Raw genomic sequence first — 20,951 nt, forward strand, 5'->3', positions numbered from 1 at the left:
CGGGTCGGCCGCCACGACGGCGTCGTCGCCGTGGTGGAGAAGCTGAAGGGCCATCCGCTCTTCGCCCACATCACGCTGACCCGGTCGGAGCGTTCGCCGATCGCGGCCCTGGTGACCGAGATGCTGGAGGACATCCACCCCTGATCGGGGTGATCCGGTCATAGCGGGACAAAAAGGTCAATTCGCGTCGCGAGACCCGCTCCTGACGGAGCGGGTCTCGTCCCTTTCATCACATCGAGTGCTTTCTGTCCGGAGAACTCCGGCACGGTGAATGTGACATCCGCCACGCAACAGGGAATTGCGTCGACAGTGCCCCTTGCGGCATGGTGAGGGTTCTGTCAGGCCCCGCGTACGGCATGGCATGGCTTCCGGACACCCGGAAGTCCGGCCCGGACGGTCCACCAACTCCGGTCAGTGGACGCACAATTGAACACCGATGAGCCGTACGCCGCCCGATCTCAACGCCCGGTCGCCTCACGTCGGCCGGACGCCGGGTCAGTACCTCCCGTGACCAGCACGTCCGGAGGGCAGCGCCAAGGGGCATGTTGCGCCCGTACGGTCACGCGTGGGCGATGCTGGAAGGAAACCATGTGACTCGGATCTCGGTCCGGGGAGTTGCTGTCGCCTCCGCCACCGCCGTCACCGCTGTTGGTGCCGTCGTGGGCATGGCCTCGGGCAGCGAGGGCAAGACGACGCAGACGGTCGATGTCGCCGGTGCGACCCTGCTTGCCGAAGTCCCCTCTGGCGCCCAGGCGCAGACCATCAGCGACAACATCGGCACGCAGGCAACCGCCCAGCAGGCCGCCGCCGACGCCGCCGCCAAGGCAGCCGCCGAGCAGAAGGCCGCCGAGGAGGCCGCGCGCCAGCAGGCCGCGGCCGACGCCCAGGCCAAGGCCGAGGCGCAGGCCAAGGAGGCGCAGGCCAAGGCCGACGCGGAGAAGGCCGCCAAGGCGGCCGAGGAGAAGCGGAAGGCCGACGAGGCCGCCGCCAACCGCTCCAAGTCGCGCTCGGCGATGGCTGCCACCGACAACGCGGCTCCGCCGGTCTCGGTCAGCCCCGGCTCCGTCCAGGAGCTCGCCCAGCAGATCGTCGGCAACGACGCCCAGTTCCAGTGCTTCAGCCAGATCGTGAAGCGCGAGTCCGGCTGGAACTACACCGCCACCAACAAGAGCTCCGGCGCGTACGGCCTGGTCCAGGCGCTGCCCGGGACGAAGATGGCCTCGGCGGGCGCCGACTGGCGTACCAACCCGGCCACGCAGATCAAGTGGGGCCTCAGCTACATGAACAGCCGCTACGGCAGCCCCTGTGGCGCCTGGTCGTTCTGGCAGTCGCACCACTGGTACTAGGCCCACCGGCCGAGTACCGGGTCCACCGGCTTCACCACGGCCCCCGGCCGCGCGGACAGCGCGACCGGGGGCCGTGCTGTGTCGTCCGCGAACCGCTGCGAACCGTGATCCGCCGGGCCCTACCCGGGGGCGATCCGGCCCCGGCGCCCGGCCCCGGCGCGAGCGGGCCGCGCCGCCCGGGCTGCGCTGACCAGTGCGCCCACGGGCGGTGCGGTCCTGGGTGCGGACGCGGGGCGCGGAGAGGGGTCCTGGTAGCTCTCCGCACCGGCCGGTCCGCCGACAGTTGGCTCCGGTCCCGACCGACTCCTCCCCGCTGCCCGACGCCTGAAACCACCCGAACTGCGTGGTTTCGCCCCGGTATCCCCACTCCGGCCGTGGCTCGTTCTCCGCCGGTGGGTACGAAGAACCCGCCCGCCCGGCGGACTCGGCGTGCCCCGGCCGGGTAGCGTCATCCCTGACGGCCGTGGCGGGACCCACGGCGTCCCGCCGGACACGGCGGGTCCGGCGGGGAGAAGTGGTAACGAGCATGGCGCGGGGCGGAAAGGCTTTCAAGGCCGCGGCCAAGGGCATGGCCGTGGTGGCGAGCGCGGCCGCCGTGATCGAGCGGCGCCGACGGGCCGCGATGGCGGCCGACTTCCACGAATCCCTGCTCCCGGCGGCGCCCGCCGCCGCGGAGCTCCCGGCGCCGTTGCCGGCTCCCCGGGAGGAGGCGGCGCCTGTCGCCGCCGCCGCACCGGTCGCCGCGGTCCCGCCGGCCGCGTCCGGCGGGTCCGGTGGGTCCCACGGACACTTCGGGCGGCCCGCCACCCCCGCCGAGGCGGTGCCGTGGAGCCTGCGGGTGGCCGCCGAGTCCACCTGGCGGCTGCTGCTGCTCGGAGCCGCGCTGTACGTCGTCTTCTACATCGTCGACATGCTGCGGCTGGTCGCCTTCGCGGTGCTCGCCTCGCTGCTGATCTCCGCGTTGCTGGAGCCCACCGTCTCCTGGCTGCGTCGGCATGGCGTCCCGCGCTCGCTGGCCGCCGGCGGGGTGTTCATGAGCGGCCTGGCCGGAATCGGCCTGGTCGGCTGGTTCGTGGTCTGGCAGGTGACCACCAACCTGGAGACCGTCACCAGCAAGGTCAAGGCGGGCGTCGACCAGCTCCGGGACTGGCTGATCACCGGGCCGTTGCACCTGACCGAGCAGCAGATCACCGACTTCGCCAACCAGATCACCAAGGCGATCAGCACCAACACCGAGCAGATCACCTCGGCCAGCCTGACCGGCGCGCAGATCGCCGTCGAGGTGCTGACCGCCGTGCTGCTGGCCTTCTTCACCACCTTCTTCTTCCTCTACGACGGCGAGCGGATCTGGAACTGGGCGCTGCGGGGCCTGCCCCGGCACTCCCGGTACGCGATGGCCGGGGCCGGGCCGAAGGCCTGGGCGACGCTCACCGCCTACGTGCGCGGCACCGTCTGCGTGGCCTTCATCGACGCGGTCTGCATCGGCATCGGCATCCAGCTGCTCGGGGTGCCGATGGCGCTGCCGCTCGCCGTGATCATCTTCCTGGGCGCCTTCGTCCCGCTGGTGGGTGCGCTGGTCACCGGGACCGTCGCGGTGCTGATCGCCCTGGTCACCACCACGCCGTGGACCGCGCTGATGGTGCTGGTGGTGCTGATCGCCGTCCAGCAGCTGGAGGGACACATCCTCCAGCCGCTCATCCTCGGCCGGGCGGTCCGCGTCCACCCGCTCGGCGTGGTGCTGGGGGTGGCCGCCGGCTCCATCATCGGCGGCATCGGCGGTGCGATCGTCGCCGTCCCGCTGATCGCGGTGACCAACACCGTGGTCACCCACCTTCGCCGCCGCAACGAGGCGGGCCAGGCGGTCTTCACCGCCCTGGAGGCCGCCCGCGAGGCCGCGACCCGAGCCCCGGCACCACCGGCGTCGTAGTCGCCGCCCTCCCGGTACGCGAACGGGCCCCCGGGCGGACGTGGTGTCCGGCGCGGGGGCCCGTTCGGGGGTGGTGCGGGTGCGTCGTCAGGCGTTGACGGTCGCGAGCGCGGCCTCGGCGTCGAGGACACCGGCGACGGCCTGGAGCACGGCGGCGATCTTCATCGAGGCCTGGATGACGTCGCGGTCGACGCCGGCCTTGCGGAGGACGCCCTCGTGCGAGTCGAGGCACTGGCCGCAGCCGTTGATCGCGGAGACCGCGAAGCACCAGAGCTCGAAGTCGACCTTCTCGACGCCCGGGGTGCCGATGATGTTCATCCGCAGACCGGCCCGCATGCTGCTGTACTCCTTGTCGGAGAGCAGGTGCAGCGTCCGGTAGTAGACGTTGTTCATCCCCATGATCGCGGCCGCGCCCTTGGCGGCGGTGTACGCCTCCGGGGAGAGGTTGGCCTTGGCCTCGGGCTCCAGCTCGCGCAGCACGGCGGCGCTGCGGGTGGCCATCGCGCAGGAGAGCACGGTGCCCCAGAGCTGCTGGGCGGGGAGGTCGGAGTTGCCGATGACCGAGCCCAGGTTGAGCTTGAGGTCCTTGGCGTAGTCCGGGAGGGCGGACTTCAGGTCGTCGAGGGCCATGGGTCAGCCGGCCAGCAGGGCCTGGGCGTCGAGGGTGTCCTCGCCCTTGGTCCAGTTGCACGGGCACAGCTCGTCGGTCTGCAGGGCGTCCAGCACCCGCAGGACCTCCTTGGGGTTACGGCCGACGGAACCGGCGGTCACCATGACGAACTGGATCTCGTTGTTCGGGTCCACGATGAAGACGGCGCGCTGGGCGGTGCCGTCCGCGGCCTCGACGCCGCAGGCGCGCATGAGGTCGTGCTTGACGTCGGCCAGCATCGGGAACGGCAGGTCGCGGAGGTCCTTGTGGTCCTTGCGCCAGGCGTGGTGGACGAACTCCGAGTCGCCGGAGACGCCGAGGATCTGGGCGTCGCGGTCGGCGAACTCGTCGTTCAGCTTGCCGAACGCGGCGATCTCGGTCGGACAGACGAAGGTGAAGTCCATCGGCCAGAAGAACACGATCTTCCACTTGCCCTCGTAGGACTTGTGGTTGATCTCGGCGAAGGCGTTCGCGGCGTCCAGGTCGACGCAGGCGTTGAGTTCGAACTCGGGGAACTTGTCACCGATCGTGAGCACGTTCGCTTCTCCTGAAGTGAGACTGAGGGGGGTTTGTCCGTTTTGCGGAACGGTCTCTACCATTCCACATCGTGGACTGATCAGGGAAATAGCTACACTCGATGTGTCTGATCGGAGAGAGTTATCAATACCCCCAAGCCCCCCTCCCGCCCCACGGGGCGCAGGGCTCCCGCCCGCAAACCCGAGGGCGCTGTGGCGAGTGCCACAGCCCGCGCCCCCCGCACGCCGACGGTCGCCCAGCTCAGGGCCTTCGTCGCGGTGGCCGAGCACCGGCACTTCCGGGAGGCCGCGGCGGCCACCGGGACCAGCCAGCCGGCGCTGTCCGCGGCGGTCGCGGCGTTGGAGGAGTCGCTGGGCGCGCAGCTGATCGAGCGTACGACGCGGAAGGTGATTATCACCCAGCTGGGGGAGCGCGTGCTCGAACACTCGCGCCGGGTGCTCGCCTCCCTGCAGGGGCTGACCGAGGAGGTGGAGGCCGCCCGCCGCCCGTTCACCGGGCCGCTGCACCTGGGCGTCATCCCGACCGTCGCGCCGTACCTGCTCCCGCCGGTGCTGCGGCTGGTCCGGGACCGCTACCCGGACCTGGAGCTGCACGTCCACGAGGAACGGACGTCGTCGCTGCTGGAGGGCCTGGCCGCCGGGCGGCTGGACGTGCTGCTGCTGGCGCTGCCGGCCGGCGGGGCCGCGCCGACCCGGGACATCCCGCTGTTCGACGAGGACTTCGTCCTGGTCACCCCGGCCGACCACGAGCTGGCCGGCCGGGTCGACGTGCCGCGCGACGTCCTGCTCGACCTGGACGTCCTGCTGCTGGAGGAGGGGCACTGCCTGCGCGACCAGGCCCTCGACATCTGCCGCGAGGTCGGCGCGGACCCGGCCGGCGCCACCACCAGGGCGGCCGGCCTCTCCACCCTGGTCCAGCTGGTCGCCGGCGGCCTCGGGGTGACCCTGCTGCCCGCCACGGCGCTGGACGTCGAGACGAGCCGCACCGACCGGTTGGCCGCCGTGCGCTTCGCCGCCCCGGCGCCGGGGCGGCGGATCGGGCTCGCCACCCGGCCGGGCTCGGCCCGCAGCGCCGAGTACGACCGGTTCGCCGTCTCGCTGCGCGAGGTGCTGGCCGAGCTGCCGGTCCGCCTGGTGCTCTGACGCTCCGAGGGGGCCGCGGATCGCGAGCCGGCCCGTCGGGCGCCCGTCAGGGCAGGCGGGCCGGTGCCCCCAGGCAGAGTCCGATCGTGGTGGCGATCAGCAGGTCGAGGGTGTGCAGCGCCACGGCGTCCGGCCGCTCGCCGGCCCGGCGCAGCACCATGTAGCGGTCGGTCAGCCCGTTGAAGCCGACCAGGAACAGGACCGCGATCTCGTCGGCGGGCACGGCCAGGGTCTGGCCGTGCGCCTCGGCGAGCGCGGTGAGCAGCTCGGCGGCGGTGCTCTCGATCTCGTGCTGGACCGCGCGCATGATCTCCTGGAGATCCGGGTCGCGCAGTGACAGCGCCGTGAACTCGGTGATCAGCGCGCACCGTCCGCCCTCGGCGACGGCGCTCTCCCAGAGTGCGTAGACCATGGTCCGCACCTGCTCGCCGAACGACCCGTCGCCGGGGGAGGCGGCGCGGACCTGGTGGATGAACTCCGCGGTCAGCTCCTCGACGACGGAGCGGTAGAGGTCCTTCTTGGTGCCGAAGGTGTAGTGCACCGTCGCCTGTGCCACGCCCAGCTCGGCCGCGATCGCCCGGGTGCTGCCGGCGGCGATCCCCTCCCGGGCCATCAGGTCGATGGCGGCCTGGATCAGTTGGGGGCGCCTTTCGGAGGCGGGGACATGTGCCATTGGGCCAGGGTATCGCCATGTTCAGACAACCTGATCGGACGAATGCGTCACAGGTTCGCGTCGAGCGACTTTGTCGCCCGACAAACTTGCGCGTACGGTGGTCCGAGACCTGTTCAGGCAGCCGCCTGCCTCGACCGACCCGATCGAAGGTGCACGCATGGCCACGTACCTGTACCGCCTGGGCCGACTCTGCTTCCGCCGAAGGCGCACCGTGCTCGCCGTCTGGCTGGCCCTGCTGATCGCCGTCGGCGGCGCCGCGGGGGCGTTCGCGGGCAAGACCAGCGACGAGTTCAAGGTCCCCGGTACCGAGGCACAGGCCACCCTGGACCGGATCACCGACACCTTCCCCGAGCAGGGCCACGGCTCCGCCCAGGTGGTCTTCGCCACCGACGGCGCCGGCGGCGTCGCGGCCCCGGACACCGCCAGGGCCGTCGGCGAGGCGGTCGGCCGGATCGCCGCCGTCCCCGGCGTCTCGGCCGCGCCCGACCCGTACGCCACCGGAGCGCTCTCCCCGGACGGCCGGGTCGCGCTCGCCCTGGTCTCCTTCGACCGCGAGCTCGGCGACATCACCGACCAGCAGCGCGACGCGGTCAGGGAGGCCGCCGAGCCGGCCCGCGCGGCCGGGCTGACCGTGGCCTTCGGCGGCGACGCGTACAACCGGATGGCACAGGTCGAGGGCGGCGAGGCGGTCGGTCTGGCGGTGGCCGGACTGGTCCTGGTGATGACCCTGGGCTCGCTGGTCGCGGCCGGGCTGCCGCTGGTCACCGCCCTGGTCGGGGTCGGGGTCGCACTCGCCGGGCTGCTCACGCTGGCCGGCTCGTTCGAGATCATCTCCACCGCGCCGGTGCTGGCCCTGATGGTCGGCCTCGCGGTCGGCATCGACTACGCCCTGTTCATCGTCTCCCGGCACCGGCGCCATCTCGCCGAGGGGCTGGAGCCGGACGAGGCCGCCGCCCGCGCCAACGCGACCGCCGGCAGCGCGGTGGTCTTCGCCGGCCTGACCGTCGTCGTCGCGCTGGCCGGGCTGGCCGTCGCCGGCGTGCCCTTCCTCACCGTGATGGGCCTCGCCGCCTCCGGCGCCGTGGTGGTCGCGGTACTGGTCGCGATCACCCTGCTGCCCGCGCTGCTCGGCTTCGCCGGGCGTGCCATCGACCGGCTGCCGGTCTGGCGGCGCGCGCTCCGGGCCCCCGACCGGACCACGCTCGGCGAGCGCTGGGCGGAACTGGTGGTCCGCCGCCCGCTGGTCGTCCTGCTCACCGGACTGACCGCCCTGGTCGCCCTCGCGGTGCCCGCCGCGAGCCTCACCCTCGGCCTGCCGGGCGGTGGCTCCCAGGCCAGGGGCACCGACGCCCGCACGGCCTACGACCTGATCGACCGAAGCTTCGGGCCCGGCTTCAACGCGCCGCTGGTGGTCGTCGTGGACACCGGGGGCGCCGCCCGGCCGGACGCCGCCGTGCAGGGCGTCGCCGAGAAGCTCTCCGGCCTGGACGGCGTCCGGACCCTGCTTCCGCCGGCCGTCGACGAGCCGAGCGGCACCACCCTGCTCACCGTCATCCCGAAGACCGGCCCGGACCACGCGGACACCCGGGACCTGGTCACCGAGATCCGCGACCAGCGGGACGGCCTCAAGGCCGCGACCGGGGCCCGGATCGACGTCACCGGCACCACGGCCGCCAACATCGACGTCTCCGCCAAGCTGACCGACGCGCTCCCGCCGTTCGTCGCCGTGATCGCGGGCATCGCGATGGTGCTGCTGGCGCTGGCCTTCCGTTCCGTCCTGGTGCCGCTCAAGGCGGTGGCCGGCTTCCTGCTCTCCATCACCGCCTCGCTCGGCGCCGTCGTGGCCGTCTACCAGTGGGGCTGGCTGGACGGCGTGATCGACGTGCCGAAGGTCGGCCCGGTGGTGAGCTTCGTGCCGATCCTGCTGATCGGCGTGCTGTTCGGGCTGGCGATGGACTACGAGCTGTTCCTGGTCTCCGGGATGAAGGAGCACCACGTGCACGGCATGGCCCCGCGGGAGGCCGTGGTGGCCGGGGTGAAGAACGGGGCCCGGGTGGTCACCGCCGCCGCGCTGATCATGATCGCGGTCTTCGGGTCCTTCGTCTTCGGCCACGACCCGATCGTCCAGCCGATCGGCTTCGCGCTCGCCGTGGGCGTGCTGGTGGACGCCTTCGTGGTGCGGATGGCCCTGGTGCCGGCCGCGATGGCGCTGTTCGGCAAGGCCGCGTGGTGGTTCCCGAAGAGCCTGGAGAGGGTGGTGCCGCGGGTGGACATGGAGGGTGAGCAGCTGCTGGCCCGACTGGAGAAGCCCGCGAACGGCGGTGCGAACGGCGACATCGGCGACGAGAACGGCGGTGCGGCCGGCGGGGCGGCCGACGACGCCGGCCGGCCGGCCGCGCGGGTCTGATCGCCCGGCGCACGGGCCCGACGGGTCCGAACGGCCCGTGCGCACGCGGCTCCCGGCGTAACCGGCCGGGAGTCGCCGCGGCGGCCGGACGGCCCCGGGCTACGGCAGTCGCTGCTCGAACCAGACGACCTTGCCGGTGCCCAGGCGGGTGGCACCCCAGCGCTCCGCGCACCGGGCCACTATCTGCAGTCCCCGTCCGCGCTCGTCCTCCGGCCCGGTCCGGCGCGGCCGGGGCAGCAGCGGGCTGTCGTCCCCGACCTCGCAGCGCAGCCGGGACGTGCGGACCAGGCTCAGCGTGATCGGGCGGGTCGCGTGCTGGACGGCGTTGGTGACCAGCTCGCTGACCATCAGCTCGGTCGCCTCGGTGAGCTTCTCCAGACCCCAGCGGCGCAGGGTGTGCGCGACCAGCCGGCGGGCCCGCCCCGGTGTCTCGTTGCGCGGCTGGAGGTACCAGTGCGCGACGTCCCCGGCCGGGATGCCGTCGAAGCAGGCGGCCAGCAGGGCGATGTCGTCCCCGCGGTCGCCCGGCGGCAGGATGCGCAACGCCTCCTGGCAGAGGTTCTCGGGCGTGTGCCGGTGGGCGTTGGCGAGCCGGGCCCGGAGCAGTTCCAGTCCGTCGCTGAGGGGCCGGCTGCGGGTCTCCACCAGGCCGTCGGTGAACAGCAGCAGGGCCGAGCCGGGCGGTGCGGGGAGTTCGACGGAGGAGAAGTCGACACCGCCGACGCCGATCGGCGCACCCGACTCCAGATCGAGGAGTTCGGCCGTCCCGTCCGGCTGGACGAGCACCGGCGGCACGTGGCCGGCGTTGGCGAGCACCACCCGGTTGGCGATCGGGTCGTACACCGCGTAGACGCAGGTGGCCAGGTGCTGTTCGCGGCCGAGCCGTTGGGCCTGTTCGTCCAGGTGGTACAGCACCTCGTGCGGCGGCAGGTCGAGCGCGGCCAGGGTCTGGGCGCTGGTGCGGAGCTGGCCCATGATGGCGGCCGAGGTGAGCGAGTGGCCCATCACGTCGCCGACGATCAGCGCCACCCGGTTGCCGGGCAGCGGCACGGCGTCGTACCAGTCGCCGCCGACCTGGGCGCCCCGCTCGCCGGGCAGGTAGCGCTGGGCGAGCCGGACGCCGTGCGGCTGGGGGAGGCGCAACGGCAGCATGCTGCGCTGGAGCTCGTTGGCTATCTCCCATTCGCGGGCGTACCGGAGCGCGGTGTCGACGGCCAGCCCGGCCTGGGTGGCGAGGTGGGCGGCGGTCGCGGTGTCGGCGGCGTCGAAGGAGGGCCGGCCGGTCCGTTCGGGAGGCCGGCGGATGAGCACCAGCAGGCCGAGCACGGCCTTCCGTCCGCGCAGCGGCAGGGCGAGGACGGACGTCCCGGGGCCGAGCCGGGAGAGACCGCGCGCGCCGTACAGCTCGCGCAGCAGCTCCGTGGTGCGGGCGCTGCCGGAGTCGTCGGTCGCGCCGAGGACGACCGGTTCGGCCGGGCGGCGGCTGAGCAGGGTGTGGGCGAGCGCGCCGCCGCGGGTGACCGGGGTGGCCGGCCCGGTGTCGGCGGTGGAGCGGGCGCCGTACCGGCTGCCGTAGTGCGAGCCGTACCGGGAGTCGCGGCGGTCGTCGCCGGCCGGGCGGCCGCGGCGGCCCAGCCGGGTGCCGTGACTGTGGTGGATCCGGAGCTGCTCCGGGAAGCCGGGTTCGCGCTCGACGTTGGGCAGCGGGTCGCGCAGGTGGACGACGGCGGCGTCGGCGAGGGTCGGCACGAGGACGCGGCAGACGTTGCGCAGGGTCGCGGCCAGGTCGAGCGCGCTGTTGATCCGCCGGGTCGCGGAGTCGAGGTAGGCCAGGCGCTCGGCGACCCGGTCGTGGCCGTCCGATCCGGTTCCGGGTCCCGCCTCCGGCCCGGTCCCCGTCTCCGTCGCGGGTCCGGTCCCCGGATCCGGCTGGGCCGGCGGCGACCGGCGCGGGCTGGGCAGGGCAGGCGGCTGTCCGGCCTCGGATTTGAGCTGGTCGCGCACGGGTGCCTGTCCTGGGATCGGTTCGGTCTGTTGGTCTGTCTGTGGTGTGACGCTTCCGGGGTGTCCCGGTCCCGGGCCGCAGGTCCTCGGCCCTCGTTCATCCTCGTCGTTCGCGGCCGGTCCGCCGGTTCCCGTCCCGCCCGTCTCCTGTCCCGCCCGTCTCCTGCGCCGCCCCGACCGTGCCCGTCCCGACCTGCCGGCCCCGACCGCGTGTCAGCCGACCCGCCGACAGCAGAGGAACAACTGCTCCTCCGGCGGCAGCGAGGTGCTGGCGGGTGCGTACGGGTGCCCCACCTGCTCCTCGACGGCGAAGCCGGACGCCACCAGGACCCGTTCGAGATCCTCCCGCAGGTATCCGCTGATCCGTAGCTCGCGCCCCAGGAACGGCAGCGGAACGTGGTCCAGGTCGGCCTCGACCATACCGAGCGCGAGGACCCCGCCGGGACGCAGCAGGGTGCGCAGCCGGGTCAGCACGGTGGGGATCTCGTCCTGGGGGAGGAGGATCAGGGAGAAGAAGGCCGTGACGGCGTCGAACGTGCCCTGCCCGCGGGGGCCGAGCTCCGGTGCGTTCCAGGCCCGGTCGGCGCGGTCGGTCGCCAGGTCGTACATGTCGATGCGGTGGAGGACCGGCGGGTGCGGCCCAGGGAAGCGCGACTCCCGGGCCAGGGCCAGCATGACGTCCGACAGGTCCGTTCCGGTGACCCGCATGCCGGCCGCGCCCAGCTGCCGGACGGTCGGTTCGCCGCTGCCGCAGCCGACGTCCAGGACGGCGGCGCCCGGTTCGAGCCGGGCCAGCAGGCGGGCGCCGCAGGCCAGCTGGCCGTCCTTCGCGGGGAACGCCTCGCCGTAGCCGGAGCCGATGGTGTCGAAGGCGACAGCCTGCAGGGCGCGTTCGGCACGACGGCGCAGGACGTCGGGTCCGCCGTCGCCGTCCGCGTCCCCGTCGACGGGGAACGGATCGGATATCTGTCCGGTCGTCACGATTGAGAGGCACCTTTCCACCCGGGCCTCCGGTCGGCTGGACGAGGCGCGAGGCCGGGCTGCCGTCCTCCCGGCGCCCGCGCTGCCCCGCCGGCCTGCTGCCGGTGGCGGTACGTCACGCTCCCCGCGTCACACTGTCACGTTGACTGCCCTCTGACACTTTGCACAGACTCTTTGCACAGGGACACTCTGCACCGTGGGAGCGTCGCCGCGCTGCCTTTTCCGGATGCTCCACCGGAGAAGTGCACTCGTGTGTGTACTGGCATCCGAGAATATGCGTGATCACTCCGCCATGGGGTCCGTTTTCGGCCAACTCGTGGTGGTTGGCCGGAGCTGCCCCCCACCCCGGGAGCGCGGGGTTGCGGGCCGGGGTGGTGCGGTGCGACCCCGCGCGCCGGGCAGTTCGGCCGTACGACCGCGCCGACCTGGGACTTCGTCGATCCGTGAGCGGACTTCCGGGCGTTTATCGAACGTCAATCGGTCCGGTGCACAGTGGTGTCAGCGCCGGGGAAGCGTTGAAGGCGCTCCCGCAGCCGGGGGGCTGCGGGAGCGCCGAACGCCTACGGGAAGGTCTCCAGGGGGGCGATCGGGGGATTGGAGACCTACGGCGCGGGGGGAGAGAGGGGCTCGGTGTGCTGCTGGGAGATGAGGTCCGCCACGGGGGAGGCCTCGGGCACACCGAGCCGCGTGAAGACGGCGTGGGCCTCCCGCAGGCACGCCAGTCCACGGGCGGGCTGGGCGAGGCCGAGCAGCGCCCCGCCCAGCGCGGCGTTGGCGAGGCCCTGGCAGTAGGCGGAGTCCATCTCGTGCCCGATGGCGAGGGACTCCTCCGCCGTCTCGGCCGCCTCGGCCTGCTGGCCGGCGGCGAGGAGGGACGAGGAGAGGCGGGCGAGGGTGTAGCCCTCGCGCAGCCGGTTCTGCTGGGACTGGTAGAGCCGGTGCGACTCGCGCAGGTGCTCGGCGGCGGTGGCCGGGTCGTCGGCGGAGGAGAGGACGACACCGAGTTGGTAGAGCGTGTCGGCCAGGCAGGGGCCGTTCTTGGACGCGCGGGCGGTGCCGACGGCGTCCGTGACGGAGCGGACGGCCGTTTCGAGCATGCCGAGACCGAGCTGGGCCCGGGCCATGTTGCCGAGCAGCCGGGCCTCGCCGATCGGTGCGCCGACCACGCGGCTGATGGCGAGGGCCAGTTCGAAGAACGGCAGCGCTTCGGCGGGCCGGTTGGCCAGGCTGAGGATGATCCCCAGGTCGTTGGCGGCGGCGGAGCGCAGGACGGTCATGTCCTCGGCGTCCTGGAGGTCCAGGCTCTTGCGCAGGGACTGCTCGGCGCTCTGGAAGTCGTTGGTGATCGACTGCAGCGTGCCGAAGGCGAAGTGCACCCGGGCGAGGGCGGCGGAGTCCGCGTGCGAGGTGGCGTTCCGGTCGGCGGCTTCCAGCATGTGGCGCACCCGGGAGCCGTGCGTCGGGTCCTCGACCAGGCTGTTCAGGACGATCAGCAGGTCGACGGCGGGCCGCAGCAGTTCGCTCGGTCCCTGGACGGCGGCCTCGACCGAGCTGAGCAGCAGGGCGGTCTCGGTCCGCAGCCACTCCTGGGCGAAGTCGCTGGTGATCAGCGGGATGCCGATCGACGCGGGCGGGTTCAGCGGCTCGGGCAGCTGGTCGTCGGGCTCGACGGCCTGCGCCGCGTTGCGGACGGTCGCGAGCAGCAGGTCGAGCAGGCGCCGGAGGGCGGCCTGCTGTTCCCCGGTGTCGTCCGCCCGCTCGTTCTGCCGCTGCGCGTACAGCCGGAGCAGGTCGTGGTACCGGTAGCGGCCCGGCGAGAAGGTCTCCAGCATGTTGGCCTCGACGAGGGCCTCGGCGAGGTCCTCCGCCTCGGTCTCCTCGACGCCGAGCAGCGCCGTCACCGCCGCCAGCGGCAGGTCGGGCGAGTCCACGACCGAGAGCAGCCGGAAGGCGCGGGCCTCGGCGGCGGACAGTTGCCCGTAGCCGAGGCCGATGGTGGTTTCCACGGCGAGGTTGCCCAGTTGGAGTTCGTCCAGGCGGCGCCGTTGGTCGGCTAAGCGGCGGGCGAGGTCCGAGACGCTCCACCGGGGCCGGCTGGCGAGCCGGGCGGCGGCGATGCGGACGGCGAGCGGAAGGAATCCGCAGGCGGTCACGACCGCCATGGCCGCGTCGGGTTCGGCGGCGACGCGCTGGTCGCCGACGATCGCGGAGAAGAGCGCCAGCGCCTCCTCGGGCGTCAGCTCCTCGACGTCCACGAGGTGCGCGCCGGGGATGCCGGCCAGCCGGGAACGGCTGGTGGCGAGCACGGCGCACCCGGAGACGCCCGGGATGAGCGGTTGGATCTGCTCGGCGTCCTGGGCGTTGTCGAGCAGGATCAGCATCCGCCGGCTGGCGAGCAGCGACCGGTAGAGGGCCGCGCGCTGCTCCAGCGAGTCGGGGTTCTCGGTGACGCCGAGGGCGTGCAGGAAGTCGCCGAGCACCACGGCCGGATCGGCGGGCGAGGCGCCCGCGCCCCGGAGGTCGACGTACAGCTGCCCGTCCGGGAACTCGGCGCGGACCCGGTGGGCGACGTGCACGGCGAGGGTGGTCTTGCCGACGCCGCCGATGCCGGCCAGCGAGGTGACGACCACCGCCTGGCCGGTGGCGTTCATGAGGACGGTGGAGAGGTCGGCGACCATCTCCGAGCGTCCGCTGAAGTCGGAGACGTCCGCCGGCAGTTGGGCCGGGGCGGGTTGTGCGGCCGGGCCGTCCTCGCGGGCGACGGGCACGGGTGCGGTGACGGCCGGCAGGGTCAGCGCCGGGTCGGCCGCGAGGATGCGGGCGTGCATCGCGGAGAGCCCCGAGCCCGGCTCGACGCCGAGTTCGTCGATCAGCAGCTTGCGGGTGTCGGTGTAGACGCCGAGCGCCTCGGCCTGCCGCCCGCACCGGTAGAGCGCGAGCATCAGCAGTTCGCGCAGCCGCTCCCGGAGCGGGTGTTCGGCGGTGAGCGAGTTCAACTCGCCGACCACCTCGGCGTGCAGGCCGATGTCGAGCGCGATCGTGCACCGGTCCTCGGTGACGGCGATCTGCCGCTCGGCGAGCCGGAGTCGCTGCGCGTCCGCGTACGGGCCGGGGACGCCGGTGAGCGGGCGGCCGGCGAACAGGCCGAGCGCGCGGACCAGGAGGTGGTGGGCCTTGTCGAGGTCGCCGCCGGCGCGGGCGGTCGCGGCCTCGGTGGCGAGCTGCTCGAAGACGGTCAGGTCGAGGGCCCGGCCCGGGATGTGCAGGGCGTAGCCGTCGGCGACCGAGATCAGCAGCTCGGCGGGCGCGCGCACTTCGCGGCGGGGCTCGATGACCGTGCGCAGCCGGGACACGTAGGTCCGCAGCGCCGCGATGGCCTGGGCCGGCGGCCGGTCGCCCCAGAGGCCGTCCACCAGGTCCTGGGTGGTGACCGGGCGTCCGGCGTGCAGCAGGAGGGTGGTGAGGACGGCCTGTTGCTGGGGAGAGCCGAGTGCGAGCTGCTTGCCGTCGAGCCAGGCCTGGACCGGACCGAGTACCTGGAAGCGCAGCGCCGGTGCAGGCGGCGTCTCCCGAAACTCCATGAAGTCCCCCGATGGCCTGGTGTCGATGATCCCGGTAGGGCGCTCGGCGGTCCGCCGTTGTGTGGTGGCTTCAGCTTAGGCGGAGGGCCGACTCTGCCGGACGGCACGGTAAGCCGCACGATGTTTATCGGACATTTAATCAACCCTACGATACTGACCGCGGGCCCGCGCCAAGCCGGTGGGGCAGAAGACATGTGATGACCGAAAGGCAGCCGCCCATGGCCAACAACCAGAGCGAGACCCCCGCGCCGACGACGCCGGCCGAGGACGCCGTCTCCGTGGAGGCGGGCGAGGCCGTCGAGGGCGCGGTGGCCGCGACCTCGAACCCGGCCGAGTACACCGAGCCGACCGCCGCGCAGAAGGCGGACCTGGAGGACGACCTCTTCGGCGACGAGGCCGCGTACGTGGTGGAGCCCGACGCTTCGGCCGACGGCGTGCACGGCACGGACCGCGAGCCGCAGGGCATCATCTCCAGCCACCCGTAGGCGCGGACGCTCCGCACCCGCCGCTCACCAGGGGGGAACCCGCGTGAACAGGCTCCGTCGCCTCGCGGTCGTCGCCGTCTCGACGATCGTGGTGACCACCGGCTGTGTCGTGACGGCCGCCGGCGCCTCCGCCGGCATCATCACCGGTCACCCGTAGCCCACCAGCACCCGAGTGCCCCACCCCGCAGGACGGGGTGGGGCACTCGCCGTCCCGCCCGTGACCGCTCCGGCCGGCGCGGGTGCCGGGCCGGCCGGTGGAGGTCACCAGCCGCCCGCGGCGGCGGTTGAGGCGCCCGGCCCCGTCCGGTGCTCCGGCGGGCGCCCGCGGTCGGGTTCGGGGGCGTGTCTGCCGGTGCCCCGTGGCCGGATCTCACCGTCCGTCCTGCCGGTCCGTTCGGCCTGCCGCCCGATCCGGCCCCGGACCGCCGGTCCGGTGTCCCCGGCCCCGGTACCGCAGGGTCGTTCGTGTCCGGCGGCCCCGAGCGCCCCGAGCGCCGCGAGGGACGCCCCGGCGCCGGCCGGGCCGATGTGCCCGGGGTCGGCGGTCCACTCGCAGCCGCCGTCCGGGGGGCGGAGATAGTGCTCCCCGCCGATGGTGTCCATGTAGATGCCGGTGCGTCCGGTCCTGGTGTCGAGGACGAGTTCACCCACTCGCGGCCGGTAGGCCGCGGCATTGCGCTTACGGGTGCTCACCGCAGTGCTCCTTGCTCCGGTGCGGGCGCGGCGCCGGTGCGGCCGCCCCTGGTCGCTGTCGTGGCTTGGCTCGGTTCGGCTCTGCTCGGCGACTACCCAGCATCTCTAGAGAAGCTAATATCTCTAGAGATGTCAACGGCCTGACCGGTCCGATCGGCTTACCGGAGGCCGCGAACGCGCCTACGATTTCCGGCGAGGACGAGGGAGCAGGCGATGGCCGGCAGCAGTGGCGACAAACAGCCCAAGTACCAACGGATCGCCGACACCCTGAAGGCGGCCATCGACGCGGGCGAGTACCGCGCCGGCGACCGGCTACCGGGCGAGAACGACCTCATGGACGCGTACAGCGTGGCCAGGATGACGGCCCGTCAGGCGCTCGGCGTCCTGCAGAGCGAGGGCATCGTGGAGGCGCGCAGGGGCTCGGGGGTGTTCGTCCGGGACTTCCGGCCGCTGCGGCGGCGCGGGATCCAAAGGCTCGCGCAGGGGCAGTGGGGGTCCGGCCGCTCGATATGGTCGGCGGACATCGACCGGCGGAACCTGGTCGTCGACCAGGTCTCGGTCACCGAGCAGGGGGCGCCGGACCACGTGGCGCGGGTGCTGGGCGTCGACCCGGGTGCGCCGATGTGCGTGCGGCACCGGCGGTTCGTCCTGGACGGCAAGCCGGTGCTGCTGTCGACGTCCTACCTGCCGGCCGGCCTGGTCGCGGGGACGGCGATCACCCGCGAGGACACCGGCCCGGGCGGCACGTACGCGCGGCTGGCGGAGATCGGGGCCAAGCCGGTGCACTTCCGCGAGGAGGTCCGGTCCCGGATGCCCGGCGCGGAGGAGGCCGCGCGGCTGGAGCTGTCGGCGGGCACCCCGGTGATCCTCATCTGCCGGACGGCCTTCGCCGACGAGGGCCAGGTCGTCGAGCTGAACGAGATGATCCTCGACGCCGCGTCCTACGTGCTGGAGTACGACTTCGACGCGTGACCCCGGCGGCCCCGGCGGCGGCACAGGAACCGCCGGAACCGGCGGCACGCCGACGGCGACGCCCCGGTCGCGGGGTGCGCGACCGGGGCGTCGTCCGGGTGTCCGGGTGTCCGGGTGTCCGTCTACTCCTTGGAGCGGACCCGCAGGCTGGTGATCAGCGGGCCCTCGGTGGTCTCCCGGAAGAAGTCGTTGCCCTTGTCGTCCACCACGACGAACGCCGGGAAGTCCTCGACCTCGATCCGCCAGACGGCCTCCATGCCCAGCTCGGCGTACTCCAGGACCTCGACCTTCTTGATGCAGTCCTGGGCGAGGCGGGCGGCCGGGCCGCCGATGGAGCCCAGGTAGAAGCCGCCGTGCTCGGCGCAGGCGTCGGTGACCTGCTTGGAGCGGTTGCCCTTGGCCAGCATGACCATCGAGCCGCCGGCGGCCTGGAACTGGTCGACGTAGGAGTCCATCCGGCCGGCGGTCGTCGGGCCGAACGAACCGGAGGCGAAGCCCTCGGGGGTCTTGGCCGGGCCGGCGTAGTACACCGGGTGGTCCTGGAGGTACTTGGGCATGCCCTCGCCGGCGTCCAGGCGCTCCTTGATCTTGGCGTGCGCGATGTCGCGGGCGACGACGAGCGTGCCGGTGAGCGAGAGCCGGGTCTTCACGGGGTACTTGGACAGCTCGGCCCGGATCGAGGACATCGGCTGGTCGAGGTCGATGCGGACCACGTCGTCGTCGAGGTGGTCGTCGGTGGTGTCCGGCAGGTACTTGGCCGGGTCGGTCTCCAGCTGCTCCAGGAAGACGCCCTCGGCGGTGATCTTGCCGAGCGCCTGGCGGTCCGCCGAGCAGGAGACGGCCATCGCGACCGGCAGCGAGGCGCCGTGGCGCGGCAGGCGGACGACGCGCACGTCGTGGCAGAAGTACTTGCCGCCGAACTGGGCGCCGATGCCGATCTTCTGGGTCAGCTCGGTGACCTTGGCCTCCAGCTCCAGGTCCCGGAAGCCGTGCCCGGTCTTCGCGTCGCCCTCGGTCGGCAGCTGGTCGAGGTAGTGCGCGGAGGCGTACTTGGCGGTCTTCAGCGCGAACTCGGCGCTGGTGCCGCCGATCACGATCGCCAGGTGGTACGGCGGGCAGGCCGCGGTGCCGAGCGAGCGGATCTTCTGCTCCAGGAAGGCGAGCATGCTCGCCTCGTTGAGGATCGCCTTGGTCTCCTGGTACAGGTACGACTTGTTGGCGGAGCCGCCGCCCTTGGCCATGAAGAGGAACTTGTAGGCGTCGCCGTCGGTGGCGTACAGCTCGATCTGGGCCGGCAGGTTGTTGCCGGTGTTCCTCTCGTCCCACATGGTGACCGGGGCCATCTGGGAGTACCGCAGGTTGAGCTTGGTGTACGCGTCGAAGACGCCGCGCGCGACGGCGGCCTCGTCGCCGCCGGACGTCAGCACGTTCTGGCCGCGCTTGCCCATGACGATGGCGGTGCCGGTGTCCTGGCACATGGGCAGGATGCCGCCGGCCGAGATGTTGACGTTCTTCAGCAGGTCCAGCGCGACGAAGCGGTCGTTGGGGCTGGCCTCCGGGTCGTCCAGGATGCGGCGCAGCTGGGCGAGGTGGGCGGGGCGGAGGTAGTGCGAGATGTCGTGCATCGCCTCGGCGGTGAGCAGCCGCAGGGCCTCGGGCTCGACCTGGAGGAAGGTGCGCCCGCCGGCCTCGAAGGTGGAGACACCCTCGGAGGTGAGCTTGCGGTAGGGGGTCGGGTCAGCGCCCAGGGGGAGCAGGTCGCTGTACTCGAAGTCTGGCGTGGGAGCCATCGGGGCGGTCCTTAGGTATCCAGTGTTCCGGCTGCGTCGGCGAAGCACCCTCAAGGGCGGAAGCACCCTCAAGGGTAGGACCCGCGCGAACGAAGCACGCGGACAGGTAAGCCTGCGTGACCGGCGTCACCCGCACGTGCGTACGAGGCTTGCCCCGGTGGCTAGGCTTGCCCCGTGGACAACTCGCCGTCGATGGACGATCAGAAGGACGACCGGGGGGCGTCGCCCGTGCCGCGGGGGCAGTCGCCGATACCGATGACCAAGCCGGCGGCGAAGCCGCCCGCCGGAGCCGGCCACGCGCCGGTGGCGCAGGCCGAGATGCGGGCCTCGGACGCCGACCGCGAACGGGTGGCGGAGCTGCTGCGCGACGCCTACGCCGAGGGGCGGTTGGACGTCGACGAGCACGCCGAGCGGATCGAGGCGGCCTACTCCGCCAAGACCGTCGGCGAACTCGTGCCGCTCACCCGGGACCTCCCGGTGCACACGGAGGTCTCCTTCGAGAAGCCGCCGCTGGGTTCCGCGGCCGGCGGCGCCCCGCGCCAGAACGGCCCGGTGCGGCTGCCGGCCCGGACGGAGGCGCCGACGATGCTGGCGGTCTTCGGCGGATCGTCCCGCAAGGGCCGCTGGCGGGTGGGGTCGAACCTGCGGGCGGTGGCGATCTTCGGCGGGGTGGAGATCGACCTGACCGACGCCGTCTTCGAGTCGCCCGAGGTGGTGATCGAGGTGGTGGCGATCTTCGGCGGGGTGGAGATCAAGGTGCCGGAGAACGTCAGCCTGCACGGCAGCGGCGTCGGCATCTTCGGGGGCTTCGACGTCAAGGAGCAGACCGCCGCCGATCCCTACGCGCCGGTGGTGCGGGTGAAGGGCACCGCGGTCTTCGGCGGCTGCGAGGCGAAGCCGCGCAAGGGCAAGAAGCTCAAGGAGTGGGTGCGCAAGCAGCTCGGCGCCGACTGATTCGCGTACGGAGCGCGTTCCGTGTGCCCGGCCGGAGTCAACTCCCGGCCGGGCACTCGACGTTGCCTCGGGTGCACGCTGTAGTCGATTGCGTGCAGTGTGCATGAATCGCGGCGCCGTGGGGTAGTTCCTCTGGCACATCGCTTCTTGTACGGCTGCGTACCGGAGGCGGCCTGAGGCCGGCCCGGGGGGTGTGAGGAACGGGGGCCCGCAGCCCGCAGGGGAGCGAGCTTCCCCGTGTCCGAGAGCCTCGTCAGGAGTACGGCCGTGCTGCATCCGATCGAGTCCCGCACCACCTCGCCCGCCGCCCCGTCGTCGGCCACGCCGCCGTCCGCCGCCGCCTCTCCGGTGGTCGCGGCGGCCCGGCTGCTGGAACGGCGTCCGGCTCCGCAGCCTGCGGGTGAGGACAATCCGTGGCACACCGCCGCGGCCTGCCGGCGGGACGAGGTGGGCCTGTTCTTCGCACCGTCGAAGGAGCCGACGGCCGCCCGGCTGTCGCGCGAGGAGCAGGCGAAGCAGGTGTGTGCCCGCTGCCCGGTGCTCCTGGAGTGCCGGGAGCACGCGCTGGCGCAGCCGGAGCCGTACGGGGTGTGGGGCGGTCTGACGGCGGCCGAGCGGCGGGTCGTGCTGGCGCGCCGCCGCCGCCGTGACGTGGAACTGTGCGAGACGGCCCGGGTGCCTGCTCCGCGCCGCCGGATCGCGGGCTGACGCCCGGTCGGGACCGCGAACGCCCGCGGCCTCGGCGAAGGGGGATTTCGCCGAGGCCGCGGGCGTGCGACGTCGTGTTCCGGCGCGTCGCCGGGCGCTGAG

At 73.0% G+C, this 20,951-nt stretch carries 16 protein-coding genes and 1 pseudogene; 9 read left to right on the top strand and 8 right to left on the bottom strand.

Annotated features, from left to right (window positions below; genetic code table 11):
- From ABZY91_RS17915 to ABZY91_RS17925, 3 genes and pseudogenes are all read left to right on the top strand, one after another.
- A pseudogene (locus ABZY91_RS17915) lies at positions 1-144 on the top strand (PhoH family protein); the annotation flags it as partial.
- A gap of 446 nt (positions 145-590) precedes the next feature.
- Positions 591-1,346: a transglycosylase SLT domain-containing protein gene (locus ABZY91_RS17920; RefSeq protein ID WP_329876163.1), complete on the top strand. Its 756-nt coding sequence runs from the start codon at positions 591-593 to the stop codon at positions 1,344-1,346.
- Positions 1,347-1,872: 526 nt separating this feature from the next.
- The gene (locus tag ABZY91_RS17925) at positions 1,873-3,273 is read left to right on the top strand and encodes an AI-2E family transporter (RefSeq protein WP_355403422.1); all 1,401 of its coding nucleotides are present in this window, start codon (positions 1,873-1,875) and stop codon (positions 3,271-3,273) included.
- Positions 3,274-3,360: 87 nt separating this feature from the next.
- Here ABZY91_RS17925 and ABZY91_RS17930 read toward each other — a convergent pair whose 3' ends face one another.
- A complete protein-coding gene (locus ABZY91_RS17930; protein ID WP_329876167.1) occupies positions 3,361-3,903 on the bottom strand; it encodes an alkyl hydroperoxide reductase in 543 nt (180 codons plus the stop codon).
- A gap of 3 nt (positions 3,904-3,906) precedes the next feature.
- On the bottom strand, positions 3,907-4,458 hold the full coding sequence (locus tag ABZY91_RS17935) for a peroxiredoxin (RefSeq protein WP_030397082.1): 552 nt from the start codon (positions 4,456-4,458) through the stop codon (positions 3,907-3,909).
- Positions 4,459-4,650: 192 nt separating this feature from the next.
- Here ABZY91_RS17935 and ABZY91_RS17940 point away from each other — a divergent pair, with 192 nt between their 5' ends.
- On the top strand, positions 4,651-5,601 hold the full coding sequence (locus ABZY91_RS17940) for a LysR substrate-binding domain-containing protein (RefSeq protein ID WP_355403425.1): 951 nt from the start codon (positions 4,651-4,653) through the stop codon (positions 5,599-5,601).
- 46 nt (positions 5,602-5,647) lie between these two features.
- On the opposite strand, the gene ABZY91_RS17945 is transcribed toward ABZY91_RS17940, so the two are convergent.
- Positions 5,648-6,274, bottom strand: a complete 627-nt coding sequence (locus ABZY91_RS17945; RefSeq protein ID WP_329876176.1) for a TetR/AcrR family transcriptional regulator — start codon at positions 6,272-6,274, stop codon at positions 5,648-5,650.
- A gap of 157 nt (positions 6,275-6,431) precedes the next feature.
- On the opposite strand from ABZY91_RS17945, the gene ABZY91_RS17950 reads away from it, so the two are divergent.
- Positions 6,432-8,681: an MMPL family transporter gene (locus tag ABZY91_RS17950; protein WP_355403427.1), complete on the top strand. Its 2,250-nt coding sequence runs from the start codon at positions 6,432-6,434 to the stop codon at positions 8,679-8,681.
- A 99-nt stretch (positions 8,682-8,780) separates the two neighbouring features.
- Here the strand turns inward: ABZY91_RS17950 and ABZY91_RS17955 are convergent, their stop codons facing one another.
- The 3 genes from ABZY91_RS17955 to ABZY91_RS17965 all read right to left on the bottom strand — a co-directional run bounded on the left by ABZY91_RS17955 (position 8,781) and on the right by ABZY91_RS17965 (position 15,247).
- Positions 8,781-10,685, bottom strand: a complete 1,905-nt coding sequence (locus ABZY91_RS17955; RefSeq protein WP_355403429.1) for an ATP-binding SpoIIE family protein phosphatase — start codon at positions 10,683-10,685, stop codon at positions 8,781-8,783.
- Between the two features lie 213 nt (positions 10,686-10,898).
- Positions 10,899-11,666: a class I SAM-dependent methyltransferase gene (locus ABZY91_RS17960; protein ID WP_329949346.1), complete on the bottom strand. Its 768-nt coding sequence runs from the start codon at positions 11,664-11,666 to the stop codon at positions 10,899-10,901.
- 602 nt (positions 11,667-12,268) lie between these two features.
- A complete protein-coding gene (locus tag ABZY91_RS17965; RefSeq protein WP_355403431.1) occupies positions 12,269-15,247 on the bottom strand; it encodes a BTAD domain-containing putative transcriptional regulator in 2,979 nt (992 codons plus the stop codon).
- A 197-nt stretch (positions 15,248-15,444) separates the two neighbouring features.
- Between ABZY91_RS17965 and ABZY91_RS17970 the strand changes: the two genes are divergently transcribed.
- Positions 15,445-15,732 carry a hypothetical protein gene (locus ABZY91_RS17970; RefSeq protein WP_329876186.1) on the top strand — a complete coding sequence of 96 codons (288 nt, stop codon included), beginning with the start codon at positions 15,445-15,447 and terminating at the stop codon, positions 15,730-15,732.
- Between the two features lie 261 nt (positions 15,733-15,993).
- Here the strand turns inward: ABZY91_RS17970 and ABZY91_RS17975 are convergent, their stop codons facing one another.
- Entirely contained in the window at positions 15,994-16,425 is a 432-nt protein-coding gene (locus ABZY91_RS17975) for a hypothetical protein (RefSeq protein ID WP_355403433.1), read from the bottom strand.
- A gap of 213 nt (positions 16,426-16,638) precedes the next feature.
- Between ABZY91_RS17975 and ABZY91_RS17980 the strand changes: the two genes are divergently transcribed.
- Positions 16,639-17,397 (top strand): GntR family transcriptional regulator, encoded by a 759-nt coding sequence (locus ABZY91_RS17980; protein ID WP_355403435.1) that lies wholly within the window; start codon positions 16,639-16,641, stop codon positions 17,395-17,397.
- 122 nt (positions 17,398-17,519) lie between these two features.
- On the opposite strand, the gene ABZY91_RS17985 is transcribed toward ABZY91_RS17980, so the two are convergent.
- Positions 17,520-19,187 (bottom strand): fumarate hydratase, encoded by a 1,668-nt coding sequence (locus ABZY91_RS17985; protein ID WP_355403437.1) that lies wholly within the window; start codon positions 19,185-19,187, stop codon positions 17,520-17,522.
- Between the two features lie 255 nt (positions 19,188-19,442).
- Here ABZY91_RS17985 and ABZY91_RS17990 point away from each other — a divergent pair, with 255 nt between their 5' ends.
- A complete protein-coding gene (locus tag ABZY91_RS17990; protein ID WP_355403476.1) occupies positions 19,443-20,141 on the top strand; it encodes a DUF1707 domain-containing protein in 699 nt (232 codons plus the stop codon).
- Positions 20,142-20,507: 366 nt separating this feature from the next.
- Positions 20,508-20,849 (top strand): WhiB family transcriptional regulator, encoded by a 342-nt coding sequence (locus ABZY91_RS17995; protein ID WP_329876247.1) that lies wholly within the window; start codon positions 20,508-20,510, stop codon positions 20,847-20,849.
- Positions 20,850-20,951 lie beyond the last annotated feature (102 nt).

The organism is Kitasatospora sp. NPDC002965, assembly GCF_040611255.1.
Classification (GTDB): domain Bacteria; phylum Actinomycetota; class Actinomycetes; order Streptomycetales; family Streptomycetaceae; genus Kitasatospora.

What these genes read in the sequence shown, in the direction of transcription:
- ABZY91_RS17925 (WP_355403422.1), top strand. Translation starts at nt 1,873, where the DNA reads ATGGCGCGGGGCGGAAAGGCTTTCAAGGCCGCGGCCAAGGGCATGGCC.
- ABZY91_RS17930 (WP_329876167.1), bottom strand. Translation starts at nt 3,903, where the DNA reads ATGGCCCTCGACGACCTGAAGTCCGCCCTCCCGGACTACGCCAAGGAC.
- ABZY91_RS17945 (WP_329876176.1), bottom strand. Translation starts at nt 6,274, where the DNA reads ATGGCACATGTCCCCGCCTCCGAAAGGCGCCCCCAACTGATCCAGGCC.
- ABZY91_RS17950 (WP_355403427.1), top strand. Translation starts at nt 6,432, where the DNA reads ATGGCCACGTACCTGTACCGCCTGGGCCGACTCTGCTTCCGCCGAAGG.
- ABZY91_RS17965 (WP_355403431.1), bottom strand. Translation starts at nt 15,247, where the DNA reads ATGGAGTTTCGGGAGACGCCGCCTGCACCGGCGCTGCGCTTCCAGGTA.
- ABZY91_RS17970 (WP_329876186.1), top strand. Translation starts at nt 15,445, where the DNA reads ATGACCGAAAGGCAGCCGCCCATGGCCAACAACCAGAGCGAGACCCCC.
- ABZY91_RS17980 (WP_355403435.1), top strand. Translation starts at nt 16,639, where the DNA reads ATGGCCGGCAGCAGTGGCGACAAACAGCCCAAGTACCAACGGATCGCC.
- ABZY91_RS17985 (WP_355403437.1), bottom strand. Translation starts at nt 19,187, where the DNA reads ATGGCTCCCACGCCAGACTTCGAGTACAGCGACCTGCTCCCCCTGGGC.
- ABZY91_RS17990 (WP_355403476.1), top strand. Translation starts at nt 19,443, where the DNA reads ATGACCAAGCCGGCGGCGAAGCCGCCCGCCGGAGCCGGCCACGCGCCG.